The sequence below is a fragment of the Streptomyces sp. HNM0575 genome (assembly GCF_012726265.1).
Taxonomy (GTDB): domain Bacteria; phylum Actinomycetota; class Actinomycetes; order Streptomycetales; family Streptomycetaceae; genus Streptomyces.
The window spans coordinates 13278-34587 of the sequence record NZ_JAASAG010000019.1 but is presented as its reverse complement, the minus strand read 5'-3'; the positions used below and the strand labels follow the sequence as shown (position 1 = coordinate 34587).

General features: G+C 71.8%; 15 protein-coding genes. 8 read left to right on the top strand and 7 right to left on the bottom strand.

Features of this window, described 5'->3' with window-relative positions; translation table 11 throughout:
• Position 1 precedes the first annotated feature (1 nt).
• The 3 genes from HCC61_RS29050 to HCC61_RS29040 are packed head-to-tail and all read left to right on the top strand — an operon-like array spanning position 2 to position 3242.
• Positions 2–1375 (top strand): extracellular solute-binding protein, encoded by a 1374-nt coding sequence (locus tag HCC61_RS29050; RefSeq protein WP_169140673.1) that lies wholly within the window; start codon positions 2–4, stop codon positions 1373–1375.
• 23 nt (positions 1376–1398) lie between these two features.
• Positions 1399–2349, top strand: a complete 951-nt coding sequence (locus tag HCC61_RS29045; RefSeq protein WP_169140671.1) for a sugar ABC transporter permease — start codon at positions 1399–1401, stop codon at positions 2347–2349.
• Positions 2346–3242, top strand: a complete 897-nt coding sequence (locus HCC61_RS29040) for a carbohydrate ABC transporter permease (protein WP_169140669.1) — start codon at positions 2346–2348, stop codon at positions 3240–3242. The genes HCC61_RS29045 and HCC61_RS29040 overlap by 4 nt, the downstream gene beginning before the upstream one ends.
• Positions 3243–3350: 108 nt before the next feature.
• Here HCC61_RS29040 and HCC61_RS29035 read toward each other — a convergent pair whose 3' ends face one another.
• From HCC61_RS29035 to HCC61_RS29025, 3 genes are all read right to left on the bottom strand, one after another.
• Complete coding sequence (locus tag HCC61_RS29035; RefSeq protein ID WP_169140667.1) at positions 3351–4202, bottom strand: hypothetical protein; 852 nt, start codon at positions 4200–4202, stop codon at positions 3351–3353.
• A 507-nt stretch (positions 4203–4709) separates the two neighbouring features.
• Entirely contained in the window at positions 4710–5447 is a 738-nt protein-coding gene (locus tag HCC61_RS29030; RefSeq protein ID WP_169140665.1) for a 4'-phosphopantetheinyl transferase superfamily protein, read from the bottom strand.
• The gene (locus tag HCC61_RS29025) at positions 5444–6307 is read right to left on the bottom strand and encodes a metallophosphoesterase (RefSeq protein WP_169140663.1); all 864 of its coding nucleotides are present in this window, start codon (positions 6305–6307) and stop codon (positions 5444–5446) included. Before HCC61_RS29025 ends, HCC61_RS29030 begins: the two co-directional genes overlap by 4 nt.
• 325 nt (positions 6308–6632) lie before the next feature.
• Between HCC61_RS29025 and HCC61_RS29020 the strand changes: the two genes are divergently transcribed.
• From HCC61_RS29020 to HCC61_RS29000, 5 genes are all read left to right on the top strand, one after another.
• Complete coding sequence (locus HCC61_RS29020) at positions 6633–7388, top strand: alpha/beta fold hydrolase (RefSeq protein ID WP_169140661.1); 756 nt, start codon at positions 6633–6635, stop codon at positions 7386–7388.
• 137 nt (positions 7389–7525) lie between these two features.
• Positions 7526–10417: an AAA family ATPase gene (locus tag HCC61_RS29015; protein WP_169140659.1), complete on the top strand. Its 2892-nt coding sequence runs from the start codon at positions 7526–7528 to the stop codon at positions 10415–10417.
• A 23-nt stretch (positions 10418–10440) separates the two neighbouring features.
• Positions 10441–13260: a LuxR family transcriptional regulator gene (locus tag HCC61_RS29010; protein WP_169140657.1), complete on the top strand. Its 2820-nt coding sequence runs from the start codon at positions 10441–10443 to the stop codon at positions 13258–13260.
• The gene (locus HCC61_RS29005; protein ID WP_169140655.1) at positions 13250–16054 is read left to right on the top strand and encodes an AAA family ATPase; all 2805 of its coding nucleotides are present in this window, start codon (positions 13250–13252) and stop codon (positions 16052–16054) included. Before HCC61_RS29010 ends, HCC61_RS29005 begins: the two co-directional genes overlap by 11 nt.
• A 445-nt stretch (positions 16055–16499) precedes the next feature.
• A complete protein-coding gene (locus tag HCC61_RS29000; protein WP_169140727.1) occupies positions 16500–17078 on the top strand; it encodes a PAS and helix-turn-helix domain-containing protein in 579 nt (192 codons plus the stop codon).
• 195 nt (positions 17079–17273) lie between these two features.
• Here the strand turns inward: HCC61_RS29000 and HCC61_RS28995 are convergent, their stop codons facing one another.
• From HCC61_RS28995 to HCC61_RS28980, 4 genes are read right to left on the bottom strand one after another with little or no spacing between them, the layout of a single operon-like run.
• Positions 17274–17486, bottom strand: a complete 213-nt coding sequence (locus HCC61_RS28995) for a ferredoxin (RefSeq protein ID WP_169140653.1) — start codon at positions 17484–17486, stop codon at positions 17274–17276.
• A gap of 20 nt (positions 17487–17506) precedes the next feature.
• On the bottom strand, positions 17507–18682 hold the full coding sequence (locus tag HCC61_RS28990; protein WP_169140651.1) for a cytochrome P450: 1176 nt from the start codon (positions 18680–18682) through the stop codon (positions 17507–17509).
• 24 nt (positions 18683–18706) lie between these two features.
• Complete coding sequence (locus HCC61_RS28985) at positions 18707–19765, bottom strand: DegT/DnrJ/EryC1/StrS family aminotransferase (RefSeq protein WP_169140649.1); 1059 nt, start codon at positions 19763–19765, stop codon at positions 18707–18709.
• Between the two features lie 7 nt (positions 19766–19772).
• Positions 19773–21167, bottom strand: coding sequence for a glycosyltransferase (locus HCC61_RS28980; protein WP_169140647.1), 1395 nt, complete (start codon positions 21165–21167; stop codon positions 19773–19775).
• Positions 21168–21310: the final 143 nt, after the last annotated feature.

Sequence of the window (21310 nt, the reverse complement as noted above, 5' to 3'; positions counted from 1 at the left end):
TATGCGACATCCACCGCACGGCGCTCGCGGCACGGGCGGCGGGCCGAGGCCCACCCCGCGGCAGCCCACCTCGCGGCAGCCCACCCGGCGGCAACTGCTGCGCGGCGGCGGTGCGGCCGCCGCGCTCGCCTTCGCCCCGGGCTGCGCGCGGGCCGGAAGCGGTCCGCGGACGACCGGCTGGCAGGCCATACCGCCGTACTCGCTCCAGGCACCCGATCCCAAGAGGGCCGGCTACCTCAAGCGGAAGCTCGCCGCATACCGCGACAGCCACCGGTACGGCATCGAGCCGCTGGTGACCAGCAACGACAGCTCGGCGGCCATGGCGAAGCTGCTGCTCCAGGCGTCACAGGGCCGGGCACCGGACATCGCCCAGGTCGACTCCTACATCTTCGGCCGCATCGCCCCGTACGCGCAGCCGATCCGGCACCACCTGGAGCGGCTGGGGCTCGACCTGTCGGACTGGTTCCCCACGATGCGCCGTGAGATGGAGCCCAGGGCCTCGGACGTGCGGGGCTTGCAGTTCACCTCCGACCTGCGGGTGCTGTACTACCGCCGCGACCTCGTGCGTACCCCGCCCAGCGACTGGGACGAGATGATCGCCATGGCCGGGCCGCTCGCCCGGCGCGGCCACTCGCTGCTCTTCCCCGCCGGACGCAGCGAAGGCGCCGTCACCACCACCCTGTGGCCCGCCTACTGGAGCCAGGGAGCCGAACTCTTCGACGGAGACGGCGAACCCGCCTTCGGCTCCGGCCGGAACTACACGGCCATGCTCTCCTGCCTCAAGGCCGTGGAACGCGCCGCGGCAGGCGGTGCCGCGCCGCGGCGCGTGGCCGCCTTCGACCTGGAGGACGACGAGAACGCCGACGTCGCCGCGGGCCGCGCCGCGATGTTCCTCGGCGGAAGCTGGCAGGCCGCCGTCCTCGACGGACTGATCAAGGACGGCGGCGAGAGCGGCGGCGGGGGCTTCTTCCGCCGGTGGGGCGTGGCCCCCATGCCGACTCTGGGCGGCGACCACCACGTCAGCGCCACCGGCGGCTGGATGTGGGCCGCGTTCACCGACGACGAGGAGAAGATCGCCGCCGGCCTCGACTGGGTGGACTCCGCTTACGTCGGCGACGGCGGCATGGCCCGGTGGTGCTCCCTCGGCGGCTACCTGCCGCCGCGGCAGAGCATCTACGGCCACGAGGCCTATGAGCAGGACCCGTTCACGCCGATCTTCCGTGAGCACATCGCACGCTACGGCCGGGCACGCCCCTCCGACCGTAAGTACCAGGACGTCTCCCACACCCTTCAGATCGCCCTGTCCAGCGTCGCTTCCGGCACGACCGGTGCCACAGAGGCTCTCGACCAGGCCCTCGACCGGCTCGTGGGATGAGCCGAGCAAGGGAGGAAGAAGCGATGGCAACCACCGCGAACCCCGCATCCCGCACCCGTCCTCCGCGCCCGCGGGCGGCGCGGCCGGCGGCGCCCCCGGGCGCATCGGCCTGGCCGTGGCTGCTGCCGCTGGGCAGCGTGCTGCTGCTGGTGCTCGTCTACCCCGTCGTCGAGATCGTGCGGCTCAGCTTCACCGACGCCAGCCTGGTGAGCGGGGAGCCGTACAGCGTCACGGCACAGACCTACACCTCGCTGCTGGCCGGCACGGACTTCCGGCACACGCTTCAAGTGACGTTCCTCTTCGTCCTCGTCAGCGTCGTCTTCCAGCTGCTGCTCGGACTCGCGGCGGCCCTGCTCATCCACGCCGCGGAACGGCGGGGCCTGCGGGGCGTGGTCGCCACGCGCGCGATCGTGCTGACGGCGTGGGCGATCCCCGGCGTGATCATCGGCGTGATCTGGAGCCTGCTCTACCAGGAGACAGGGGCGGGGGTGCTCAACCACGGCCTGTCCCTGCTGGGCTTCTCGGGGAACATCCCGTTCCTCTCCGACCCGGACAACGCCCTCGTCTCCGTCATCGTCGCCAACGTCTGGCGGGGCACGGCCCTTTCGATGATCCTCTGCTACGCGGGGATCAAGACCGTGCCGGAGCACGTGTACGAGGCCGCCCGCATCGACGGCGCCTCGGCGGTGCAGACGCTCTTCCGCGTGACGCTGCCGATGATGCTGCCCATCCTCACCACGAACCTGGTGCTCGCGACGGTGGAGACCTTCAACAGCTTCGACATGGTGCTCTCCCTGACCGGCGGCGGGCCCGGCACCGCCACCCAGGTCCTCGCGCTCGACGTCTACGACCAGATCTTCCGCCAGCTCAACCTGGGCCGCGGCGCGGCCATGGCCGTCGTCCTCATGGCGGTCAACATCCTCGTCATCGCGCTGTACGTGCGGCTGAACGAACGTGAGGAGAAGCAGACATGAGCCGGAGCGTTCAGAGCGTTCAGACCGGCACGGGACGTGCGGGCCGCGGCGGCGCCGGCCGCCGGCGGCGGACCGATGCCGCCTACTACGCGGCGATGCTCGTGCTGGCGGCGCTCTTCGCCTTCCCGCTGTTGTGGGTGGCGTCGCTGTCGCTGAAGACCGGCCCCGAAATACTGCGCTCACCGCCCTCGTTGCTGCCCCGCAGCCCGCAGTGGGGCAACTACGGCCACGTCCTTGAGACCACTCCCATCGGCCGCTATCTGCTCAACTCGCTGCTCCTGGTGGCCGCCAGCGTCACCGGGGCGCTGCTGGTGAGCGTGCCCGCCGCCTACGGCCTCTCCCGCTTCCGCCGCCGCGGCCGTGCCCGCCGTGCCTACTCACGTGCGGTGCTCGCCGCGCAGCTGCTCTCCCCGCTGATCATCGCCGTGCCCGTCTACCGGGTGTTCGTCGCCCTGGGCCTGATCAACAGCCTCGCCGCGCTGGCGGTGGCCTACGTCGCGATCAGCGCTCCGCTGCTGACGTGGTTCCTGCGGGACTACCTCGACACCGTGCCGGTGGAACTGGACGAGGCGGGACGCGTCGACGGGTGCTCGCGGCTGCGCGCGCTCGTACTGCTGGTGCTGCCCGCGGCGAAGCCCGGAATCGCCTCGGCCGCCATCCTGGCGGGCGTGACGACCTGGTCGCAGTTCGTACTGCCCTTCATCCTGGTGGACTCGCCGGACCTGGCGCCCGTCTCCGTGGGCGTCGTCAACCTCCAGTCGACGAGCGGGGAGATCACGACGCAGTACCTGGCTGCGGGCTGCGTGCTGGCCGTCGCACCGGTGGTGGTGCTCTTCGTCGCGCTTCAGCGGCACATCGTGGGAGCCCTCACCACGGGTGCGGTGAAGTCGTAGGCCGCATGGGGCGGTTGGGCAGTCGGCCGGTCTGCCGGGCTCCCCCGCCCCGGGTGGGAGCGGCCTCCGCCGCGAGTCCGCATGGAGGCCCGTGCGGAGGCCGTGCGGTCAGCGGTAGCCGCGGTCGTTCTCCGCTTGCACGGCCTGCCGGGCGATCGTGGCCGCCCCGGCCTGCACGTGCCGGATCGCGAGCGGCTGCTGCATCCCGTGCGCCGGGCCGACGGCCGTGAGCGCCGCGAGAGCGTGGCCGCGGGGGTGTACGACGGGCGCGCTGACGCCGAGCATCTGCCGGCTTCTCAGTACGACCACTCCGCTCGTCGCGGCGCCGCCCTCCTGTCCCGCCGTGCCGGACCCCGCGGGGCCGTCCGCCTGCCCGCCCGGGTGCGGGTGCCCGGTGGCCTCCGGCACGTCGAACCCGTGCTCCCCGAAAGGCGCGTCCTCGGCGGGAGCGGCGGGGGAGTGGGTGCCTGACACGAGCACCTTCGTGACCGCCGCCGTGCACACGGCCCGACTTTCGTTGACCGTCGTCGTGTTGGGCGCGGGGCTGGATCCGCGAACGGTGTCCAGGTGCACGACCTCGCCGCCGTCCAGCACCGACAGATAGGCGCTGGCGCCGGTGGCCGACTGGATGCCGTCCAGCACGGGTCTTGAGACGGTGCGCAGGTGCCGCGGCCCGGGCGCGCGCAGACCGAGGACGAACAGCTGCTCGCCCAGCCGGATCCCCTGCGGCCCGGACTCCAGCAGCCCCGACTCCTCGAGCTCGCCGACGAGGCGCCGCACGACCTGCTGGGGCAGCGCGGCGCGCCGGGAGATCTCCGGCAACGGGACCCAGTCCTCGCCGAGTTGGAAGGCGTTGAGCAGGAGGATCCCGTCACCCAGCGCCGACTGGTGAGCGGCGCCGCCGCTCTCGCTCTGCGGTGCCGACCGCCAGTCCACTGCGTGCTGTGGTGTCTGCTGCATCAACACCTCGCAAGTGAACGGAAAAGAAATCCTATTGAGAACGCCAAAAGTTGTGACGACGGTACCGAAATGTCGTCGTCCGTCAGTGGCCGGAATGAGCGGCCGACTGTGCGGATAGTAGACGGCACCGCTGCCGGCCTGTCAATCAATGGGCGGCCTACCTGCGTTGAGAGCGGCGTGCCCGGTGCCGGTTTGTGCTTTCTTGCCGCCTGCCCCGCCACCTGCCGGAGGCCTCCCAGGTCAGCACGCTCCCGGTGGCGGCGCTCACGATGCGGACAATTCCGGGCTCTGCCGCCGGGGAACGGGCAGGTAATCTACGCGGATTTCCTTCCTATTCCGGGCAGCCCGCGGACGTGCGAGCCCGGGTACGAAAGGGAATTCGGTGCCCCTGGCCGGGATAATTCTCCCGAGTGCGAGGTGAATTCGCGGTGGGTGGCGGCCGGCCCGGCGGGCACGTTTCCCACATGGGCGGGCAGCGGGCGGGCCCGGCGCACCCGTGCCCCCGGCTCAGCCCGCCGGTTCCGCGCGCCTGTACGGGACTTCGGAGGCGCCCGCGCCGGTCTCCGGGCCCGCTGCGAGGTGGACGGCCGTGACGACGAGCGCCGACCGCGCGGCCCAGCGCCCGTCGAAGGAGCGCAGCCGCCGCCCGCCCGGCGCGGTCCCCTCGACGAGCAGCCGCGCGTGGAAGGTGCCCTCCCGCGGTGCCTCCGCGGCGATCGTGATCTCGGCCTCGGAGAAGTCCAGTTCACGGGAGGTCAGCGGATACCAGGCCTTGAAGACGCTCTCCTTGGCGCTGAACAGCAGGCGGTCCCAGTGCACTCCGGGATGCGAGGCCGACAGCGACCGCAGCAGCTCGCGCTCCTCGGGCAGGGACACGGCCTCCAGGACCCCGGCAGGCAGCGGCTCGTCGGGTTCGGCGTCGATGCCGAGACCGGCCGTCTCCGTGGACGGCGCGACGGCCGCCGCGACATATCCCGCGCAGTGCGTCATGCTGCCGACGACTCCCTCCGGCCACCGCGGCGCGCCCCGGTGGCCGGGCACCAGCGGTACGGGCGGGAGGCCGAGCCGCCCTAGTGCGGTGCGCGCACAGACCCGGACCCGGGCGAACTCCCGGCGCCGCTTGGGCACCGCGCGCGCCACGGCCTCGGCCTCCTCGGGGAAGAGGGCGGCGGCCGCGGCGTCGGCGCCGTCCTCCCCGAAGGACTCCTCGGCACACACCCGCTGGGGCAGCAGCCGCTCGATCACCGCTTCTCACCCCCGGCGGACGCGGCGGAGGAGACCGGCAGCGGCAGGATCTGGCGCAGCCTTCCACGGGGCGCCCGCCGCTGCCACTCCCGCGGGTAGCCGACGGACACCTCCTCGAAGCGCACGCCGTCGTACCAGGTGACCCGGGGGATGTGCAGGTGGCCGTAGACGACGGTGACGGCGTTGAACCGCTTGTGCCAGTCCGCCGTGAGCTCGGTCCCGCACCACTGCGCGAAGTCCGGATAGCGCAGGACTCTCGTCGGTGCCCGCACCAGGGGGTAGTGGTTGACGAGAACGGTTCGTTCCGAGGGTGCCAGGGCCTCGAGCCGCCGCTCCGTCTCCCGTACGCGCTCGCGGCACCACTCGTCGCGCTCCGGATAGGGGTCCGGGTGGAGGAAGTACTCGTCCGTGCACACCACCCCCGCGTCGTGGGCACGCCGCAGGGATTCCTCCTTGGTCGAGGCGCCGGGCACGCGGAACGAGTAGTCGTAGAGCAGGAAGAGCGGCGCCACGGTCACCGGCCCCCCTTCGCCCCGCCACACCGGGTACGGGTCCTCGGGCGTGGCGACGCCCAGGCTGCGGCACAGCTCCACCAGGTCCAGGTACCGGTGCTCGCCGCGCAGGTCGCAGGAGTCCTGGGGGTGCGTCCACAGTTCGTGGTTGCCGGGCGTCCAGATCACCTTGGAGAAGCGTTCGCTCAGCAGCCGCAGAGCCCATTCGACGTCCTCGCGGCGCTCCGCCACGTCGCCCGCCAGCACCAGCCAGTCCTCGTCGGTCTCGGGGACCAGCGACTCGGTGACCGTCCGGTTCTCCGCGTAGGCGACGTGCAGATCACTGATCGCGAACAGCTTGCCCTTCATGGAAATCGTCTTCCCCTGCGTGCTCGGAGTCGGGCGGTGCGGGTGGTGGACACACCGGGCCGCAAAGTACACCGCCCGCCGGAGGGGAAATCCCTCGACCTCCCACATGCGGTCCCCGTGCTGTCCGCGGCCGCACCCACCGGCAGGGCCCGCGAGCGCCGCGGCCGGCGGCTGCGGCCAGGACGGGACCGGAGACGGGACCGGAGACGGGACTAGTGAATCCCCTACTCTTCCTGCTGCGAAAATCGCGCCGACACGAGTCGGTCACGTCGGTCGGGGCAGGAGATCGGTCCGGCCCCGCAACGTCCGAAAGAGGTGCAAGGCGATGACGGTCTCCAGCGATGAGGGACTGTGGATCCGGCGCTACCACCCCGCACCCGACGCGCGGCGTCAGCTCGTGTGCCTCCCGCACGCCGGAGGCTCGGCGTCCTTCTTCCACCCCGTGTCGGCTCGACTCTCCTCCGTGGCCGAGGTGCTGGCCGTCCAGTACCCGGGACGGCAGGACCGCCGCGACGAGACCGGCCCCAGCGACCTCGCCACCATGGCGGACCTCGTCTACGGCGCGCTGCGGGAGCACCTGCGCGCCCGGCCGACGGCGCTGTTCGGGCACAGCATGGGCGCGACGCTCGCGTTCGAGGTCACGCGCCGCTTCGAGGCTGACGGCGGTCAGCTGTCCCGGCTGTTCGTCTCGGGACGGCGCGCGCCCTCCCGGTACCGGGACGAGAGAGTGCACCTCATGGAGGACGACGGCATCCTCGAGGAGCTCAAGAACCTTGCCGGGACGGAGAGTTCACTGCTCGGCGACGAGGAGATCCAGCGGCTGATCCTCCCGGCCCTGCGCAGCGACTACACCGCGATCGAGACCTACCGCTGCGAGCCGGGCGCCGCCGTGGAGGCCCCCGTCACCGTGCTCACCGGCGACAGCGACCCGAAGACGTCCCTGGACGAGGCCGAGGACTGGCGTCACCACACCAAGGGCGACTTCGACCTGCGCGTCTTCCCCGGCGGGCACTTCTACCTCGGGCCGAGAGCCTCCGATGTGATCGGGCTGCTCAGAGAGCATCTGAACGCCGGTGTGTGAGGCGTATCTTGGCCGGCGGGAATGGTTCCGCTAGCGTAAACGATCTCCACGTCGTTGCGCGCGCGAGCGACCCCTCTGTGACAGGCGCGGACGTCCCGCCGTGCCTGGAAAGTGACGAGGCTGCGAGGAGTGGCACAGTGCCGGACCGGATGTCTCCTGGCGGCTCAGCCGGCTGCCTCGTGGGCCGGTCCGCCGAAGCGGCCGTGCTCGACCGCAGCGCTGAGGCCGCCCTGCGCGGGCGGGCGGGTCTCGTCACCCTGCTCGGCCCTCCCGGCATCGGCAAGACCAGCCTCCTGCACTCCTTTCTCGCAGGCGACGCCACCCGGGGCATGCGGGTGCTGCACGGAGTGTGCAGCGAGATCGACGCGGGCACCGGATACGGCGGCGTACGGGCCCTGTTCGGCTCGCTCGACCTGTCCGCCGAGGACGAGGACACCTCCCCGTTGCGGGGCGCCGCCCGGCGCGCACTGCCAGCGCTGGCCTTCGACCCCCTCTCCCACGAGTCCTCCGACGCGTACTCGGTCATGCACGGGCTGTACTGGCTCGCGGCGAACCTGATGTCGGAGGGGCCGCTGCTGCTCGCGCTCGACGACGTGCACTGGTGCGACGAACGCTCCCTGGCCTGGATCGACTTCCTGCTGCGGCGCTCGGAGGAGCTGCCGCTGCTGGTCGTCCTCGCACAGCGCACCGAGGTCGTGCCGGTCGCCTCCGGCGCGCTGGCCGACATCGCCGCACGCGGCTCGTCGGTCACCGTGCAGCTCGGGCCGCTGAGCCGGCAGGACATCGTGGAACTCGTCGAGCACGCCTACCAGGGGCCCGTCGCCCCCGGCTTCGCCGAGAGCGTCGCCGCGCTGCCCGGCGGCAACCCGATGCTGCTCAACAGGCTGCTGCTGGAGCTGAAGAGCGCGGGCGTGCACCCCGACGAGGAAGGTGTGCAGCGCGTCAGCGAGGTCGGCGGGCACGTCGTTTCGGACTCGGTGCGCGGCATCCTCGGCGCACAGCCCGATTGGATACGCACCCTGGCACGCGTCGTCGCCGTGCTGGGGGAGGCGCCCCCGCACAGGGTCGGCGCACTGGCGGGCCTGCCGTCCGCACTGGTCGAGAGCGGCGTCCGGGTGCTGCGGCAGGCCGAGATCCTCGCCCCGGACCGCATGAATCTGGTGCACGACCTGGTGCGCTCCGCCGTACTGGACGAGGCCGATCCCGATGAGCTGACCGAACTGCGCACCAGCGCGGCCCTGTTGCTCAGCGACGAGGGGCTCTCCTCCGAGGAGATCGCCAACCAGCTGCTCATGCTGCCCGAGTTGACCGCGCCGTGGATGACGGCGGTGCTGCGCGACGCCGCCGCACAGGCCGAGAGCCGCGCCGCGCCCGAGGCGGCCATCCGCTACCTGCGCAGGGCGCGCGAGGCCGACCCGGGCAACCTCCAACTCCGGCTGCAACTGGCCCAGTGCGTCGCGGAAGCGCAGCCCCGCGAAGCGGTGCAGCTGCTGGAAGGGGCGCTGGAGGCGTCGCTGGACCCCCGCGCCCGGGCCGGAGTGGCGCTTCAGTTCGCCCGGGTGTGCCTGGCCGCCCAGGAGTCGCCCGCCGCGGTCCGGGTGCTTCAGGAGGTGCTGGAGGAACTCGAGGCCGAGCTGGGACGCCGGCCCGGCCCCGCCGACCAGGAGCTGCGCACCAGCGTGCAGGCGGCGCTGCTGATGGCCGGCGCCGACGAGACGGCCACGATCAGGGCCGTCCAGCAGCGGGCCCAGGCGATGCCCGTACCGCCGGGCGACACTCCGGCCCAGCGGCAGATGCTGGCGATGCAGGCGCTGCTGGGCGCGCTGGGCAGCGGCACCGCCCGCGAGTGCATCGACAAGGGCCGCCGGGCCATGCGCTCGGCCGACGGCCCCGCCGAGGACCCGGCCCTGTTCGCTTCGGCGTTCACCCTCAGCCTGGCCGACGAGGTCGAAGAGGCGCTGGGCGCCATGGACGAGATGCTCCGCACGAGCCAGCAGAACGCGGCGGTCTGGAGCTACGTGCTGGCCCTGGCCGGCCGCGCGTTCGTCCTGCACGGGATCGGGGCGCTGCCCGAGGCGCTGGCGGACGCCCAGACCTCGTTCGGCATCGTCGGCGACGAACGCTGGGAGCACACCTCGGCGATGCCGCAGACCGCTTTCGCGATGGTGCTCACCGACCTCGGGGAGCCCCAGCGGGCCCAGACCGTGCTCGACGGCATCACCAGGCCCAACCTGGACCGCTTCGTGATGGAGTACCCCTGGTACACGCAGGTGTGCGCCCGCACCCGGTGGTCGCTCGGCGACGTGGACGGCGGGCTCGACCTGCTCCACGAGTGCGGCAGGGCGCTGGAGGCCTCCGGCGTCGCCAACCCCGTCTTCCTGCCCTGGTGGCTGGATGCGGCGGGCATGCTCATGGACCTGGGCAAGCCCACCGAGGCCCGCGACCTGGCCGAACACGGCGACGAGCTCGCGCAGCGCTGGGGCACGCCCCGCGCCAGGGCGCTCGGCGCCCTCGGGCGCGGTCTGACGACGCAGGGCGAAGAGGGCATCGAGCTGCTGAGCCGGTCCGTCGAGCTGTTCACGGGCTCGCCCGCACGCGGCGAACACGCCCGCGCCGAGTTCCTCCTGGGACGCGCACTGCTCGTCGAGGGCGACAAGCGCTCCGCACGCGACCACCTGCGCACCTCCGCCGACCTCGCACAGCGCTGCGGCACCCTGAAACTCGGCGAGCTCGCCCGCACCCTGCTCATCGAAGCGGGCGGCCGCATGCGGAAGATGAGCGCCTCGCCCCTGGACATGCTCACCGGCATGGAGCGCAAGGTCGCCGACCTGGCCGCCTCGGGGACCAGCAACCGGGCCATCGCGGAAGCCCTGTTCGTCACCGTCCGCACCGTCGAGACGCATCTCACCAGCGTCTACAGGAAGTTGGGGGTCAGCAGGAGGGCGGACCTCGCGCCCGTGCTCACGGCGCGCGAAGACCTCGTCAAACAGCTTCCGTTGAGGCGGAAGTACCCACCCGTGCGACGCTGACGGTGGCAGAGGTGGCACGTGTGATGAGCGACACCGGCACTACCGGCACTCCGGCGTGGGATCACGCGTCGCCGCACCCGCGCGGTTCGGCCCGGCCCGAACTCCCGCTGCTGGAGCGGGAACGGGAGCAGGACGCCCTGTCCGGCGTGCTGGACCGCCTGGCGCGGGGCGGCCCGTCGCTGGTCACCGTCGAGGGCAGGCCCGGTGAGGGACAGAGCGCCCTGCTGCGCTCGGCCGTGCGGTGCGCCGACCGGCTCGGGATGAGGGTGCTCCACGCGCAGGCGACGCCCGCCGAACAGGAGCTGCGCTACGGGGCGGTTCTCCAGCTTCTGACGCCGCTGAGCGGGCTGTTGGAGGACTCGCTGCGCTCGATGGCCGAGGAGTACCGGCCCGGGACCCTGCCCGGCCTGGTGGAGGTGCTGCGCTCCGCACCGGGCACGTCGACTCTGCTGGTCGTCGAGGACGTGCAGTGGCTGGACGCCGCCTCCACGGAGTGGCTTCAGGCGCTGGTGCGGCGCCTGTACGCGGACGTGCCGGTCGCGCTGGTGGTCAGCCGCTGCTTCGGCGCGGGCGGTTGGAGCTGGCTGGGGCCCCCGTCGCTGTCGGCGGTGCACGTCAGCAGTCTCGTCATGCGGCCGCTGGGGCCCCGGTCCGTGGCGGCCGCGGTGCGGCGCGTCTGCGGAACCGACGGCGACAGCGGCTTCAACACCGGCGTCGAGGACGTCACGAAGGGCAACCCGGCCGTGCTGCACGAGGCGCTGTGGCGCTTCCGCGAACGGGGCCACCCGCCCGTGGCGGAGCGGCTGCCCGAATTCCGCGCGCTCAGCGACGACGTCGTCGGCGAACGGGCCGTACGGGCGCTCGACGGACTCCCCGCCGAGGCACGGGCCGTACTACAGGCGCTCGCCGTGTGCGAGGACGTGCTCGACTTCCCCCTCGCCCGCACCCTGGCCGGTCCGCGGGAGCTGCCCGAGTCCGAACTGCTCGCGATGCTGGGCTCGGTGGGGCTGATCGAGATCGACGGCGACACGGCACGCATCCGCTACCCCGCGGCACGCCACCGGGTCCTGGAACAGATACCGGCGGAGGAGCGTGCCGAACTGCACGTCCGCGCCGCCGCACTGGCCCACCGGATCGCGGCACCCGACGACGACATCGCCGCCATGCTCTTCCGCGCGACGGCGATCGGCGCCCCGTGGGTCGTCGAGACCCTGCACCGAAGCTGCACCGAGGCCCTCGCCAGGGACGACCTGGACCACGCCTCCGCCTGCCTCACGCGCATCCTGCTGGAACCGCTGGAGCCCGCGGAGCGCGCACGGTTCAGCCTGGAGCTGGCCGGCGCCGAGATCGTGCACACACCGGAAGTCGCCGACCGCCGCCTGGGGAACCTCGCCCGGCACGACAGCGGCCGCGCTGCCGGGACGGTGGTGCAGGCCATCGACCTCGGCCTCGCCCGGGGCGACGAGGACTGGGCCGTGCAGACGGTCGCGGAGACGCTGCCCTCCGTGGCCGACGCCGCCCAGCACGACCTGATCGCCCTGTACTGGCTGGCGCACCGCGACCGGCAGGACGAGGCGGAGCTGCTGCTGCCCGTCGTACCGGCGCTGGCGGACCGGCCGGAGCGGCCCTTGCAGGCCGGCGTACGGGCCTGGCAGCTCGCGAGCCGCGCCGAAGACCTCGAAGCCACGCGGTCGCTGGCCCGCGAGTGCCTGGAGAAGGCCGGCGCCGGCTCCGCCGTCATGCCGCGCCTCGCCGCCTGCCAGGCCCTGTTCGCCGCCGACGACATCGAGGAGGCGCACTCCTGGATCGACGGCCTCATCCGGGAGGTGCGGCGCGGCCACGCGCGGGTCGCGGCGGCGCGGCTGCTGACGCTGCGTGCGGAGATCAATCTGCGCGGCGGCCGTCTGGACGCCGCGGAGCGGGACGTTCACGCCGCACAGCAGGCCCTGCCCCTGCACAGCTGGCACCCCGCGCTCGCACCCGCCCTCGCGGCCGTCAGCATGTGCGTCGCCATGGAGGCCGGCCAGTACGACCTGGCTCGTGAGCTGGCAGGGGCCGAGCTGCCTGAGGGTGCCGAGAGCGGCCCCGCCTGGTGCCGGCTCCTCTTCGCCCGCGGCCAGGTCGCGAGCCTGGACGGTCACTGGGCGGAAGGCCTCCGGCTGGCCCGGGAGAGCGGCCGGGGACTGCTGTCGCGCCGGTGGCTCAACCCCGCGCTGGTGCCGTGGCGTTCGCTGGCCGCCCGCTGCCTGGACGAACTCGGCAGGCACGAGGAGGCGGAGGAGCTGGCGCTGGAGGAGACCGGCCTCGCCCGCGCCTGGGGCACAGGCGGCGCCGTGGCCCTGGCCGCCGTGACCGCCGGGCCCTTGACGGGAGATGCGGCGTTGGCCAGGCTCCGGGAAGCAGCTCGCATACTCGACGGCTCGCCGGAGAGGCTCCTGCACGCCTGGAGCCTGGTCCAACTCGCGGGAGCCGAGCTGAAGTCGGGTGACCACCCGGCGGCCGCGGGGCGTGCGGCACGGCTGACCAGACTCGCCACGACCTATCCGTCCAGCCGGCCGGCGGAGGCCCTGCGCAGCCTCACCGAGGAGCTGGAGCGGCCGGCGACCTCGGCCGCCGCAGTGGTGCCGCAGGCTTCGTCCGCACTGACCGAAGCCGAGCGGGAGACGGCCGTCCTGGCAGTGCGCGGACACGGGAACCGTGAGATCGCCGACCTGCTGTCGGTCAGCAGACGCGCCGTTGAGCTGCGTCTGAGCAGCGTGTACAGGAAGCTGCACATCAACGGTCGCAAGGAGCTGCGCGCGACGTTGCAGACGAGAGAAGGGCGGCCCCCGGATGCTGCTTGAGCGGAAGAAGGAGATTGCTCAGGTGGACGGCGCACTGCGCGCCGCCCGGGACGGCCGGTCGTCCCTGATCCTGCTGACCGGGCCGCTCGGCATGGGGAGATCGGCGCTCCTCCAGCGGCTCGCGGGCTGCGCCGACGGCAGCGACGTTCGCGTACTGACCGCGCACGCGGCCCTGATGGAGCAGGACTTCGCCTTCGGCGTGGTGCGGCAGCTCTTCGACTCCCTGAAGACGGGGGCCGCTCACGAGTCCCGGCACCTTCTGCACGAGGAGCCGGACAAGTTCGCGCGGCTCGTCTTCACCGGCGACGACGGCGCGTCCGGCGTCGACCCGGACACCGACACCGCCGAGGCCACCCTCTACGGGCTGCGGTCGCTGCTGGCCCGGCTCAGCGAGGAGACGCCGCTGCTGCTCCTCCTCGACGATCTCCAGTGGGCGGACGCCCCTTCGCTGCGGTGGCTGGCGTACCTGGCGAAGCGGCTGCACGGGCTGCGGATCGTGCTCGTGTGCACCCTGCGGGAGGGAGACCCCTGGTCGCGCTACTCCCTGGTGCGCGAGGTGACGGACTGCGCCCACCAGACGCTCAGCCCCGCACCGCTGTCCCTGGACGCCACCAGAGCCATGGTCGAGGAGCAGTTCGGCGAGCCCGGCGACGAGGCCTACGTACGGGCCTGCTACGAAGTCTCCACCGGCAACCCGCTGTTCCTGCTGTCCGTACTGCTGGGCATGGTCGTCGGCGGCTACCGGCCCACCGCGGACAACGCCGAGGCGGCGCGCTCGCTGCGCCCCTCCGAACTGCGCGAGCGCCTCACCGGCTGCATACGCACGCAGACCCCGCCGGTGCGGGACCTGGCCGCCGCGATAGCCGTCCTCGGCGACCAGGCCGACCCCGGGCTGATCGCCCAGCTCACCGGGCTCGACGACATCGGCCTGACCTCGGCCCAGCGGGTCCTGTACGAACTGGGGCTGCTCGCCGACGAGAACACGCCGCGCTTCGTCCACCGCGTCGTGCAGGACGCCGTCGAGTCGTCCCTCACGGTCACCCAGCGCGAGGACCTGCACAACAGTGCCGCGGCGCTCCTCTACGAGGGCGGGCGTCCCGCCGAGCAGACCGCGGCCCAGCTCATGGCCGTCACGGGGCGGGGGCCCTCCTGGTCGACGGCGGTGCTGCGCTCGGCAGCCGCCACCGCACTGCGCAGGGGAGCACCGGAGATCGCGGCCCGCTATCTGCGCCGGGCGCTGCTGGACAGCACGGACCAGGACGAGGACCGGGCGCGGCTGCTGATCGATCTCGCCACCGCGGAGCGCACCTTCGACACCGCTGCGTCCGAGCGGCACATCGCGCAGGCCCTGCCGATGCTGCCGCAGGTGAAGGACCGGGCGGCCGCCGTGCAGCGGATGCCGCCCGCGCTGTTCGCGCCCCCCTCCTCCTCGATGGTGGAACTCATGCGGCGCACGGCCGAGGAGCTGGGGGCACCCGAGGACCTGGACGGCACGACGCGGGAGACGGCGCTGCGCCTGGAGGCCAGGCTGCGGCACTACGCGCAGGAGGACCCCGACGCGCTGTCCTCCGCGGTGGAGCGGCTGCGCGAGATGGGCGGCGAACCGCCGCTGGAGTCGGGGGCGGAGCGCGAGCTGACCGCCGTGCTGCTGTGCTCGGCGACCTTCGCCGGACGGCTCTCGGCGAGCGCGGTGGCCCGTACGGCCGGCCGCGTCCTCGAACGTGAACCCGCGGACCGTGCCCGGGTGCACACCACGGTGCCGCTCGCGGCGATCACCCTGCTCGCCGCGGACTCCGTTGAGGGCCTGGAGTCCTGGCTGACGCCGGAGGAGCACCCGGGGCGCCCGGTGAGCGCGGCCGACGACGCGCTGCTGCTGGCCCAGCGGGCCATGGTGCGCGTGGCGTGCGGCGATCCGGCCTGGGCCCGCGAGTACGCGGAGAGCGCGGTGCGGCTCACGGCGCCGTGCTGGTACGAGGCGCCGACCCTGGTGCTGGCCGCGGTCGCACTGGAACTCGGCGATCCGGCCCTGAGCGAGGAGGTCCTCGCGGGCGCCGAGTCGCGCAAGCCCGTGGGTCTGGCGCTCACCGCCATGCTGCGGATACTTCAGGCGTCGGTGCGCGCCCAGCGCGGCATGCGGGCACGGGCCCTGGAGGACCTGCTGGCCTGCGGCAGGCAGCTGGAGTCCCGCGGGTGGCAGAACTCGGCCGTCTTCCCGTGGCGTCCCCGGGCGATCGGCCTCTACCAGCGCCTCGGCGACGACCTGTCCGCGATGGTGCTCGCCGACGAGGAGCACTCCTGGGCGGCGGCCTGGGGCGCACCGGCCGTGCTGGGCCGGGCGCTGCGGCTGAAGGGCCGGCTGCACGGTGACCGCGGCATCCCCATGCTGCGGCAGGCGGTCGACGTCCTGCGCTCCTCGCACAACGAGCTCGAACTCGCCCGCAGCCTCGTGCTCCTGGGCAGCCGGCTGGGCAGCGGGGCGGAGGCGCAGGAGGCGCTGCGCGAGGGAGGCGAGCTCGCCGCCGCCTGCGGGGCGCCGTGGCTCGTGGAACGCGCGGTGAACGAACTCGGAACCGTTCCGGCCCTGAAGAAGCAGGTGCTGACTCCCGGCGAACGCAAAGTGGTGTCGCTCGCCGGCGACGGACTCACGAACCAGGAAATCGCGGAGCAGCTCGGTGTGAGTTCCAGAGCGGTGGAGAAACACCTCACGAATTCCTACCGAAAAATTGGTGTGTCGGGTCGCGCGGAACTCGCCGAGGCGTTGCGTGCACCGGAATTCGCGTATCTTCGGTCTTGATGAGGAAGAGTCCCCCATGGGGTGTTTGAGTACCTTATTGCCGAACCGTCGCTTCCGCCCGCGGCCATTTGAGCTGCACTTGAGGTTGTATCCTCTCCGGAACCGGGGGGTTCGGGACCGCACCCCGGTACCGAAGCCGAACCGCCGACCGAACCGTCCTCGTGCCGGCCCACGGGATTAGCCGGGGCCTGAGTCATTTCGTTGACCCTCGGAGAGGACGCTGCATAGCCTCCTTTTCAGTAGACGGAAAACCAGCCCCCGTCAAAGGTCGGCAGGAGTTCCTTCCGGATCATTTCAGGAAGGTTTCTGATTGGGGGTCGGAAAGGATGGCAGTTAAATGGCGGTTACTGCATCTACGGGCCCGGCGAGGTCGACTACGTGTGCGCAGCCATCGGGCGGCGCCGACGGGATCCCTCTGCTGCAACTCCAGCAGCCCGGGCTGTGCATGGCGTCGCTCGACCCGGACCTGGTCATCCAGCAGACGAACAGGGAGTTCTCCCGGCAGTTCGGCACCCCCTCCGCGGAAGTGTGCGGGCTGAACTTCCGCGATCTGGTCCACCCCAGCGTCAAACAGCCCCTGTTGAGGCAGTTCTCCGGGCTCATCGAGGGCAAGCGTCAGCTCTTCGACACGCATGTGGTCGCGGTGCGGCCCGAGGAGTCGGCGGCGTTCGTCGGCTCCCTCACGGCGGCGGCCGTCTCCGGCGATTCGCCGCAGGTGTCCGCGGTGCTGATCTTCATGCGGGCCTCGGAGAAGGCGGAGGACGTGAACGTGCTCCCGGCCCGCAAGAAGCTGCTGAGCGACATCGACGCACGGATACTCGAGGGCATCGCGGCGGGTCTCTCCACGATCCACCTCGCCTCACGGCTCTACCTGAGCAGGCAGGGCGTCGAGTACCACGTCACGGGCCTGCTGCGGAAGCTGAGGGTGCCGAACAGGGCGGCCCTGGTCTCCCGGGCGTACTCGATGGGTGTGCTCAACGTGGGCACGTGGCCGCCGAAGGTCGTGCAGGACTTCGTCAAGTGACGCTGTCCGGCAGGGCGGACCACGGGCGCGGGCACGGCGCACAGCGGTAACACGCTGCGCCCGCGCCGTAGTTCGCGCCCGGGGGAGCGGGGCCGGCGGAAGTGGGGCCGGCAGAAGCGGAAGGCAGCCGCTTCAGGCCCCGGCTGTGCCCCCGCTGCCTTCCGCGCTGTCTGCGCTGTCGGCGCCGTCTGCGCTCTACTCCGGTCCTTCCGCGTCATCGCGGACGACGATGGACTGCGACGGGCAGATCTTGGCGGCCATGCGGGCCTTGTCGCCCTGCACGCCCTCCGGCTGCGCGTCGAGCACCTCGACGAACCCGTCCTCGTCCTGGTCGAAGACGTCGGGCGCGGTCAGGACGCACTGCGCGGCCCCGATACAGCGGTCGGGCACCACACTGACGTGAACCATGGTTCCTCCTGCGTGAGTTGTTACCAGCGGACCGGGAGGGAGTGCAGCCCGAAGAGCACGCCGTCGTACTTGAACGGCAGCTCCTCCAGCGGCACGGCGACCTCCAGCGTGGGAATCCGCTCGAAGAGCGTGCGGTAGGCGACGTCCATCTCCACGCGGACCAGGTTCTGCCCGAGGCACTGGTGCACGCCGTAGCCGAACGCCACATGCTGCTGCGCGGAACGCTCGGGATCGAACCGGTGGGGATGGTCGAAGAGCCGGGGGTCGTGGTTGGCCGCGGCCACCAGCGGTACGACGCCCTCGCCGGCGCGGACGAGCTGGCCGCCGATCTCCACGTCCTCCACGGCCACCCGCAGCGCCACCAGGTCGGCGACCGAGTGCAGCCGCAGCAGCTCCTCGACGGTGCGCTCGTCGCCGACCCACTCGGGGTTGGCCAGCAGCGTCACCACGCCGAGCGCGATGTTGTTCGCCGTCGTCTCGTGCCCCGCTATCAGCAGCAGCATCGCGATGCCCGACATCTCCTGCGGCGTGAGGGCACCGCCCGCCACCAGCCTGCTGATCAGGTCGTCGGCCGGGCGCTTCTGCTTGATCGCGATCAGCCGCGTCAAGTAGCGCAGCAGCTGCCTGCTGGCGTCCTCACGCTCCTCGTCGGTGGAGGAGATCGTCACCAGCACGCGGGTCTTTGCCTCGAAGAACTCCCGGTCGACCTTGGGCACGCCCAGCAGCGAGGAGATCACCAGCGACGGCACGGACAACGCGAAGTCGGCCATCAGGTCGGCGCCTTCGCCGCGGGAGAGCACCGTGTCGATGCAGCCGTCCACGATCTCCTGCACCGCGGGGCGCAGCGCCCTGATGCGGCGGACGGTGAACTCCGGGATGAGCGCCCTGCGGTACTTGTCGTGGTCCGGGGGATCGAGCGCCACGAACCAGCCGGGCACCGTCTCCGAGTCCGGCACGCCGCCGGTGCGGCCCGGGCTGGGGAAGCCCTCACGGCTGGGATCGGAGCTGATCCTCGGGTCGGTCAGCACGGCACGCACCTCCTCGTGCCGGGTGACCAGCCACACCACGTCCCCGGTGGGCAGCTCCGCGCGGACCAGGCCCGGCCGCTGCCGGAACTGCGCGTACTCCGTGGGCGGGAACGGCTCGCCGGGACGCCGCAGCATGAAGGGGACGAGGTCCGCCTCTGTGCTCGTCATCTGACAACTCCGTGTGCTCGGGGATCAGTTGGCGCCGTAGAACTCGCGGACCTTGCCGATGATGTAGTCCTGGCCGGACTCGGTGAGGTCGGTGTACGTCGGCAGGTACAGCCCGTCCTCGCTGAAGCGCGACGCCTTCAGCGACGGCCAGACGGGGTCGAGGTAGCAGGGCTGCCGGCTCATCGGCTTGAAGAACAGCCGCGTCTCGATGCCGGCGTCGGCGAGGAACGCGCGCAGTTCGTCGCGGCGTTCCGCAAGCAGGTCGAACATCCACAGCACGTCCCGCTCGGGCAGCAGCGTGACGCCGTCGACGTCCTGAAGGCCCTGCTGGTAGTGCTTCTCGATCCGGCGGCGGGCGGCGAGGATCTCGTCCAGGCGCTCCACCTGGGCGAGCGCCACCCCGGCCTGGAGATTGGTCATGCGGAAGTTGTAGGCGACCTTCTTGTGCAGGAAGTTGTGGTCCTTGCTGAAGGCCATCGCCCGCAGGTGCGCCATCTGCTCGGCGAGGCGGGCGTCGCCGGTGAGGCAGATCCCGCCCTCCCCGGCGGTGATGATCTTGTTGGCGAAGAGCGAGTAGCAGGCGATGTCGCCGACGGGCGGCACGCCGTGGGCCTCCGCGGAGTCCTCGACGACGCGCAGGTTGTAGTCGTGCGCCAGCTCCATGATCGCGTCCATGTCGCAGCGGCGCCCGTAGATGTGGACGGGCAGCAGCGCACGGGTGCGGGGAGTGATCTTCTCCTCGATGCGGGCGACGTCGATGTTCAAGTCGTCCCCGCAGTCGACGAATACGGGTGTCGCGCCGGTGTGCGTGACGGCCCACGCCGTGGCGACCATGGTGAACTCCGGCACCACCACCTCGTCGCCGGGGCCCATCCCAAGCGCCCGTAGTGCGAGTGTGAGTGCGGCGGTGCCGGAGGAACAGGCGACCCCGTGCGCGATGGAGTTGTAGCTCGCGAAGGCGTTCTCGAACTCGCGGACGTACGAGCCCTGCGAGGAGATCCAGCCGTCGGTCACGGCGCGCGTCACGTAGTCGAGTTCGCCGCCCAGCAGGGACGGCTTGGAGACCGGGTAGGTGAAGCTCATGGCCGCCTCACTCACCCTCCTGCCCGGACGCCGCCGGCAGGGAGCGGATCAGCTCGGCCGCCCGCTCCCGCCCGCCGGCCTCGCGCTGGAGCCGCCCCAGCCGTTCGGCGTTCTCCCGGAACGAGGGCTCGCCCATGACCCGGGTCAGCTTGTCCACCACGTCGTCGGGGTCGACGGTGCGCGGCTTGTCGAGGGTCAGGCCGACGCCGAAGTCCTGGGCGCGGACGGCCTGGTCGTAGCAGTCCACCCACAGCGGGCGCATCACCATCGGCTTACCGAAGTAGACGCCCTCGTGGTAGGCGTTGCCGCCGCCGTGGGTGAAGAACGCCGACACGTGCTCGTGTGCCAGCACGTCGAGCTGTGAGGGGACCCAGCTCTCCACGCGGAGGTTGCCGGGCAGTTCACCGGCCGGCGGCAGCCACTGCTGCTGGTCCTCGGGCAGCTTCCACAGCACGTGGTGCTCGCCCTCCAGCCGGCGGGCCACCTCCACCAGCGCGCCGACCTGATCACGGGTCAGGCGCGTGATCGTCCCGAAGCCCATGTAGACGACGGACTCGTGGGCGTCCAGCCACTCGGTCAGCTCGCCCGGCTCGGACTGCGGCAGCGGCGGGACCATCGCACCCACCATCCGCACCGAATCCGGCACCGGCAGCGGGTAGTCGAGCTCCGGCACCGAGTAGCACAGCACCATCTCCGCCGAATCCACCCTGGCCAGCAGCGAGTTGGAGGCCGGGTCGATGCCCAGCTCCTCGCGGACCTGCGCGTCGCGCGCATTGCGCTCACGCATGGCGGAGGAGAGGAACATCGCCAGCGTCCGCCACTTGAACAGGCGGTTCGCCAGCCGCTGACGCAGATTCATCTCGTGGGGGAGCCCCGAGTGCGGCACGGGGAAGTCCTTCGGCGCGTACGACCTGCCGACCGGAACCGTGGACGTCAGCACGTTGCTGATGACGAACGGGACGCTCAGCACGTACGGGATCTTCTTGGTGATCGCCAGCTCGCACCCGTACTGGCACATGCTCTCGACCACCATCAGCGCCGGCTGGATCTTCTCGACGGCCTCCTCCAGCCTGCGGTATTTCTCCACCCGCAGCTCCGGGGCGAAGGTCTGCTCGATCACGGCACGTCGGGCCTTGAAGCGCGACCGCTGCGTCACCCGCCGGTAGGTCTCGTCGTCCCACGTCACCGACGACATCTGCGGCACGATTTCGCCCAGGGAGCTGAAGTCGACCGTGCTGCCCACGCTCAGCGCCTCCACGTCGGAGCGCCGCGGCTCGTCCGTGGCGAACCACAGGTCCTCCACGCCCTGCCGGGAGAGCTCCTCGACGAGGACGAGCATCGAGTTGAGCAGACCGCTCTCCGGGAGCCCCACGAACAGAATGGGCTGCTGGCTCGCGCTCATTCGGCAAACACCCTTCAGGAGTGGCAGGCCGTGTCCGGCACGGGATTGGTCCGCCGTGCGGGGCCCTTGACCCCCACATCGTGCACGAGCGCCACGGAGGTGTCCCCGCCCGGCGGCCAACTCGAGGAGATCCCCTAGTTCGC

Excerpts from the sequence above, each read along its gene's own strand:
- HCC61_RS28980 (WP_169140647.1), bottom strand. The coding sequence starts at position 21,167 with ATGAGCGCGAGCCAGCAGCCCATTCTGTTCGTGGGGCTCCCGGAGAGC.
- HCC61_RS29040 (WP_169140669.1), top strand. The coding sequence starts at position 2,346 with ATGAGCCGGAGCGTTCAGAGCGTTCAGACCGGCACGGGACGTGCGGGC.
- HCC61_RS29000 (WP_169140727.1), top strand. The coding sequence starts at position 16,500 with ATGGCGTCGCTCGACCCGGACCTGGTCATCCAGCAGACGAACAGGGAG.
- HCC61_RS29005 (WP_169140655.1), top strand. The coding sequence starts at position 13,250 with ATGCTGCTTGAGCGGAAGAAGGAGATTGCTCAGGTGGACGGCGCACTG.
- HCC61_RS29050 (WP_169140673.1), top strand. The coding sequence starts at position 2 with ATGCGACATCCACCGCACGGCGCTCGCGGCACGGGCGGCGGGCCGAGG.
- HCC61_RS29020 (WP_169140661.1), top strand. The coding sequence starts at position 6,633 with ATGACGGTCTCCAGCGATGAGGGACTGTGGATCCGGCGCTACCACCCC.
- HCC61_RS29045 (WP_169140671.1), top strand. The coding sequence starts at position 1,399 with ATGGCAACCACCGCGAACCCCGCATCCCGCACCCGTCCTCCGCGCCCG.
- HCC61_RS29025 (WP_169140663.1), bottom strand. The coding sequence starts at position 6,307 with ATGAAGGGCAAGCTGTTCGCGATCAGTGATCTGCACGTCGCCTACGCG.
- HCC61_RS29010 (WP_169140657.1), top strand. The coding sequence starts at position 10,441 with ATGAGCGACACCGGCACTACCGGCACTCCGGCGTGGGATCACGCGTCG.
- HCC61_RS28990 (WP_169140651.1), bottom strand. The coding sequence starts at position 18,682 with ATGACGAGCACAGAGGCGGACCTCGTCCCCTTCATGCTGCGGCGTCCC.
- HCC61_RS28985 (WP_169140649.1), bottom strand. The coding sequence starts at position 19,765 with ATGAGCTTCACCTACCCGGTCTCCAAGCCGTCCCTGCTGGGCGGCGAA.
- HCC61_RS28995 (WP_169140653.1), bottom strand. The coding sequence starts at position 17,486 with ATGGTTCACGTCAGTGTGGTGCCCGACCGCTGTATCGGGGCCGCGCAG.
- HCC61_RS29035 (WP_169140667.1), bottom strand. The coding sequence starts at position 4,202 with ATGCAGCAGACACCACAGCACGCAGTGGACTGGCGGTCGGCACCGCAG.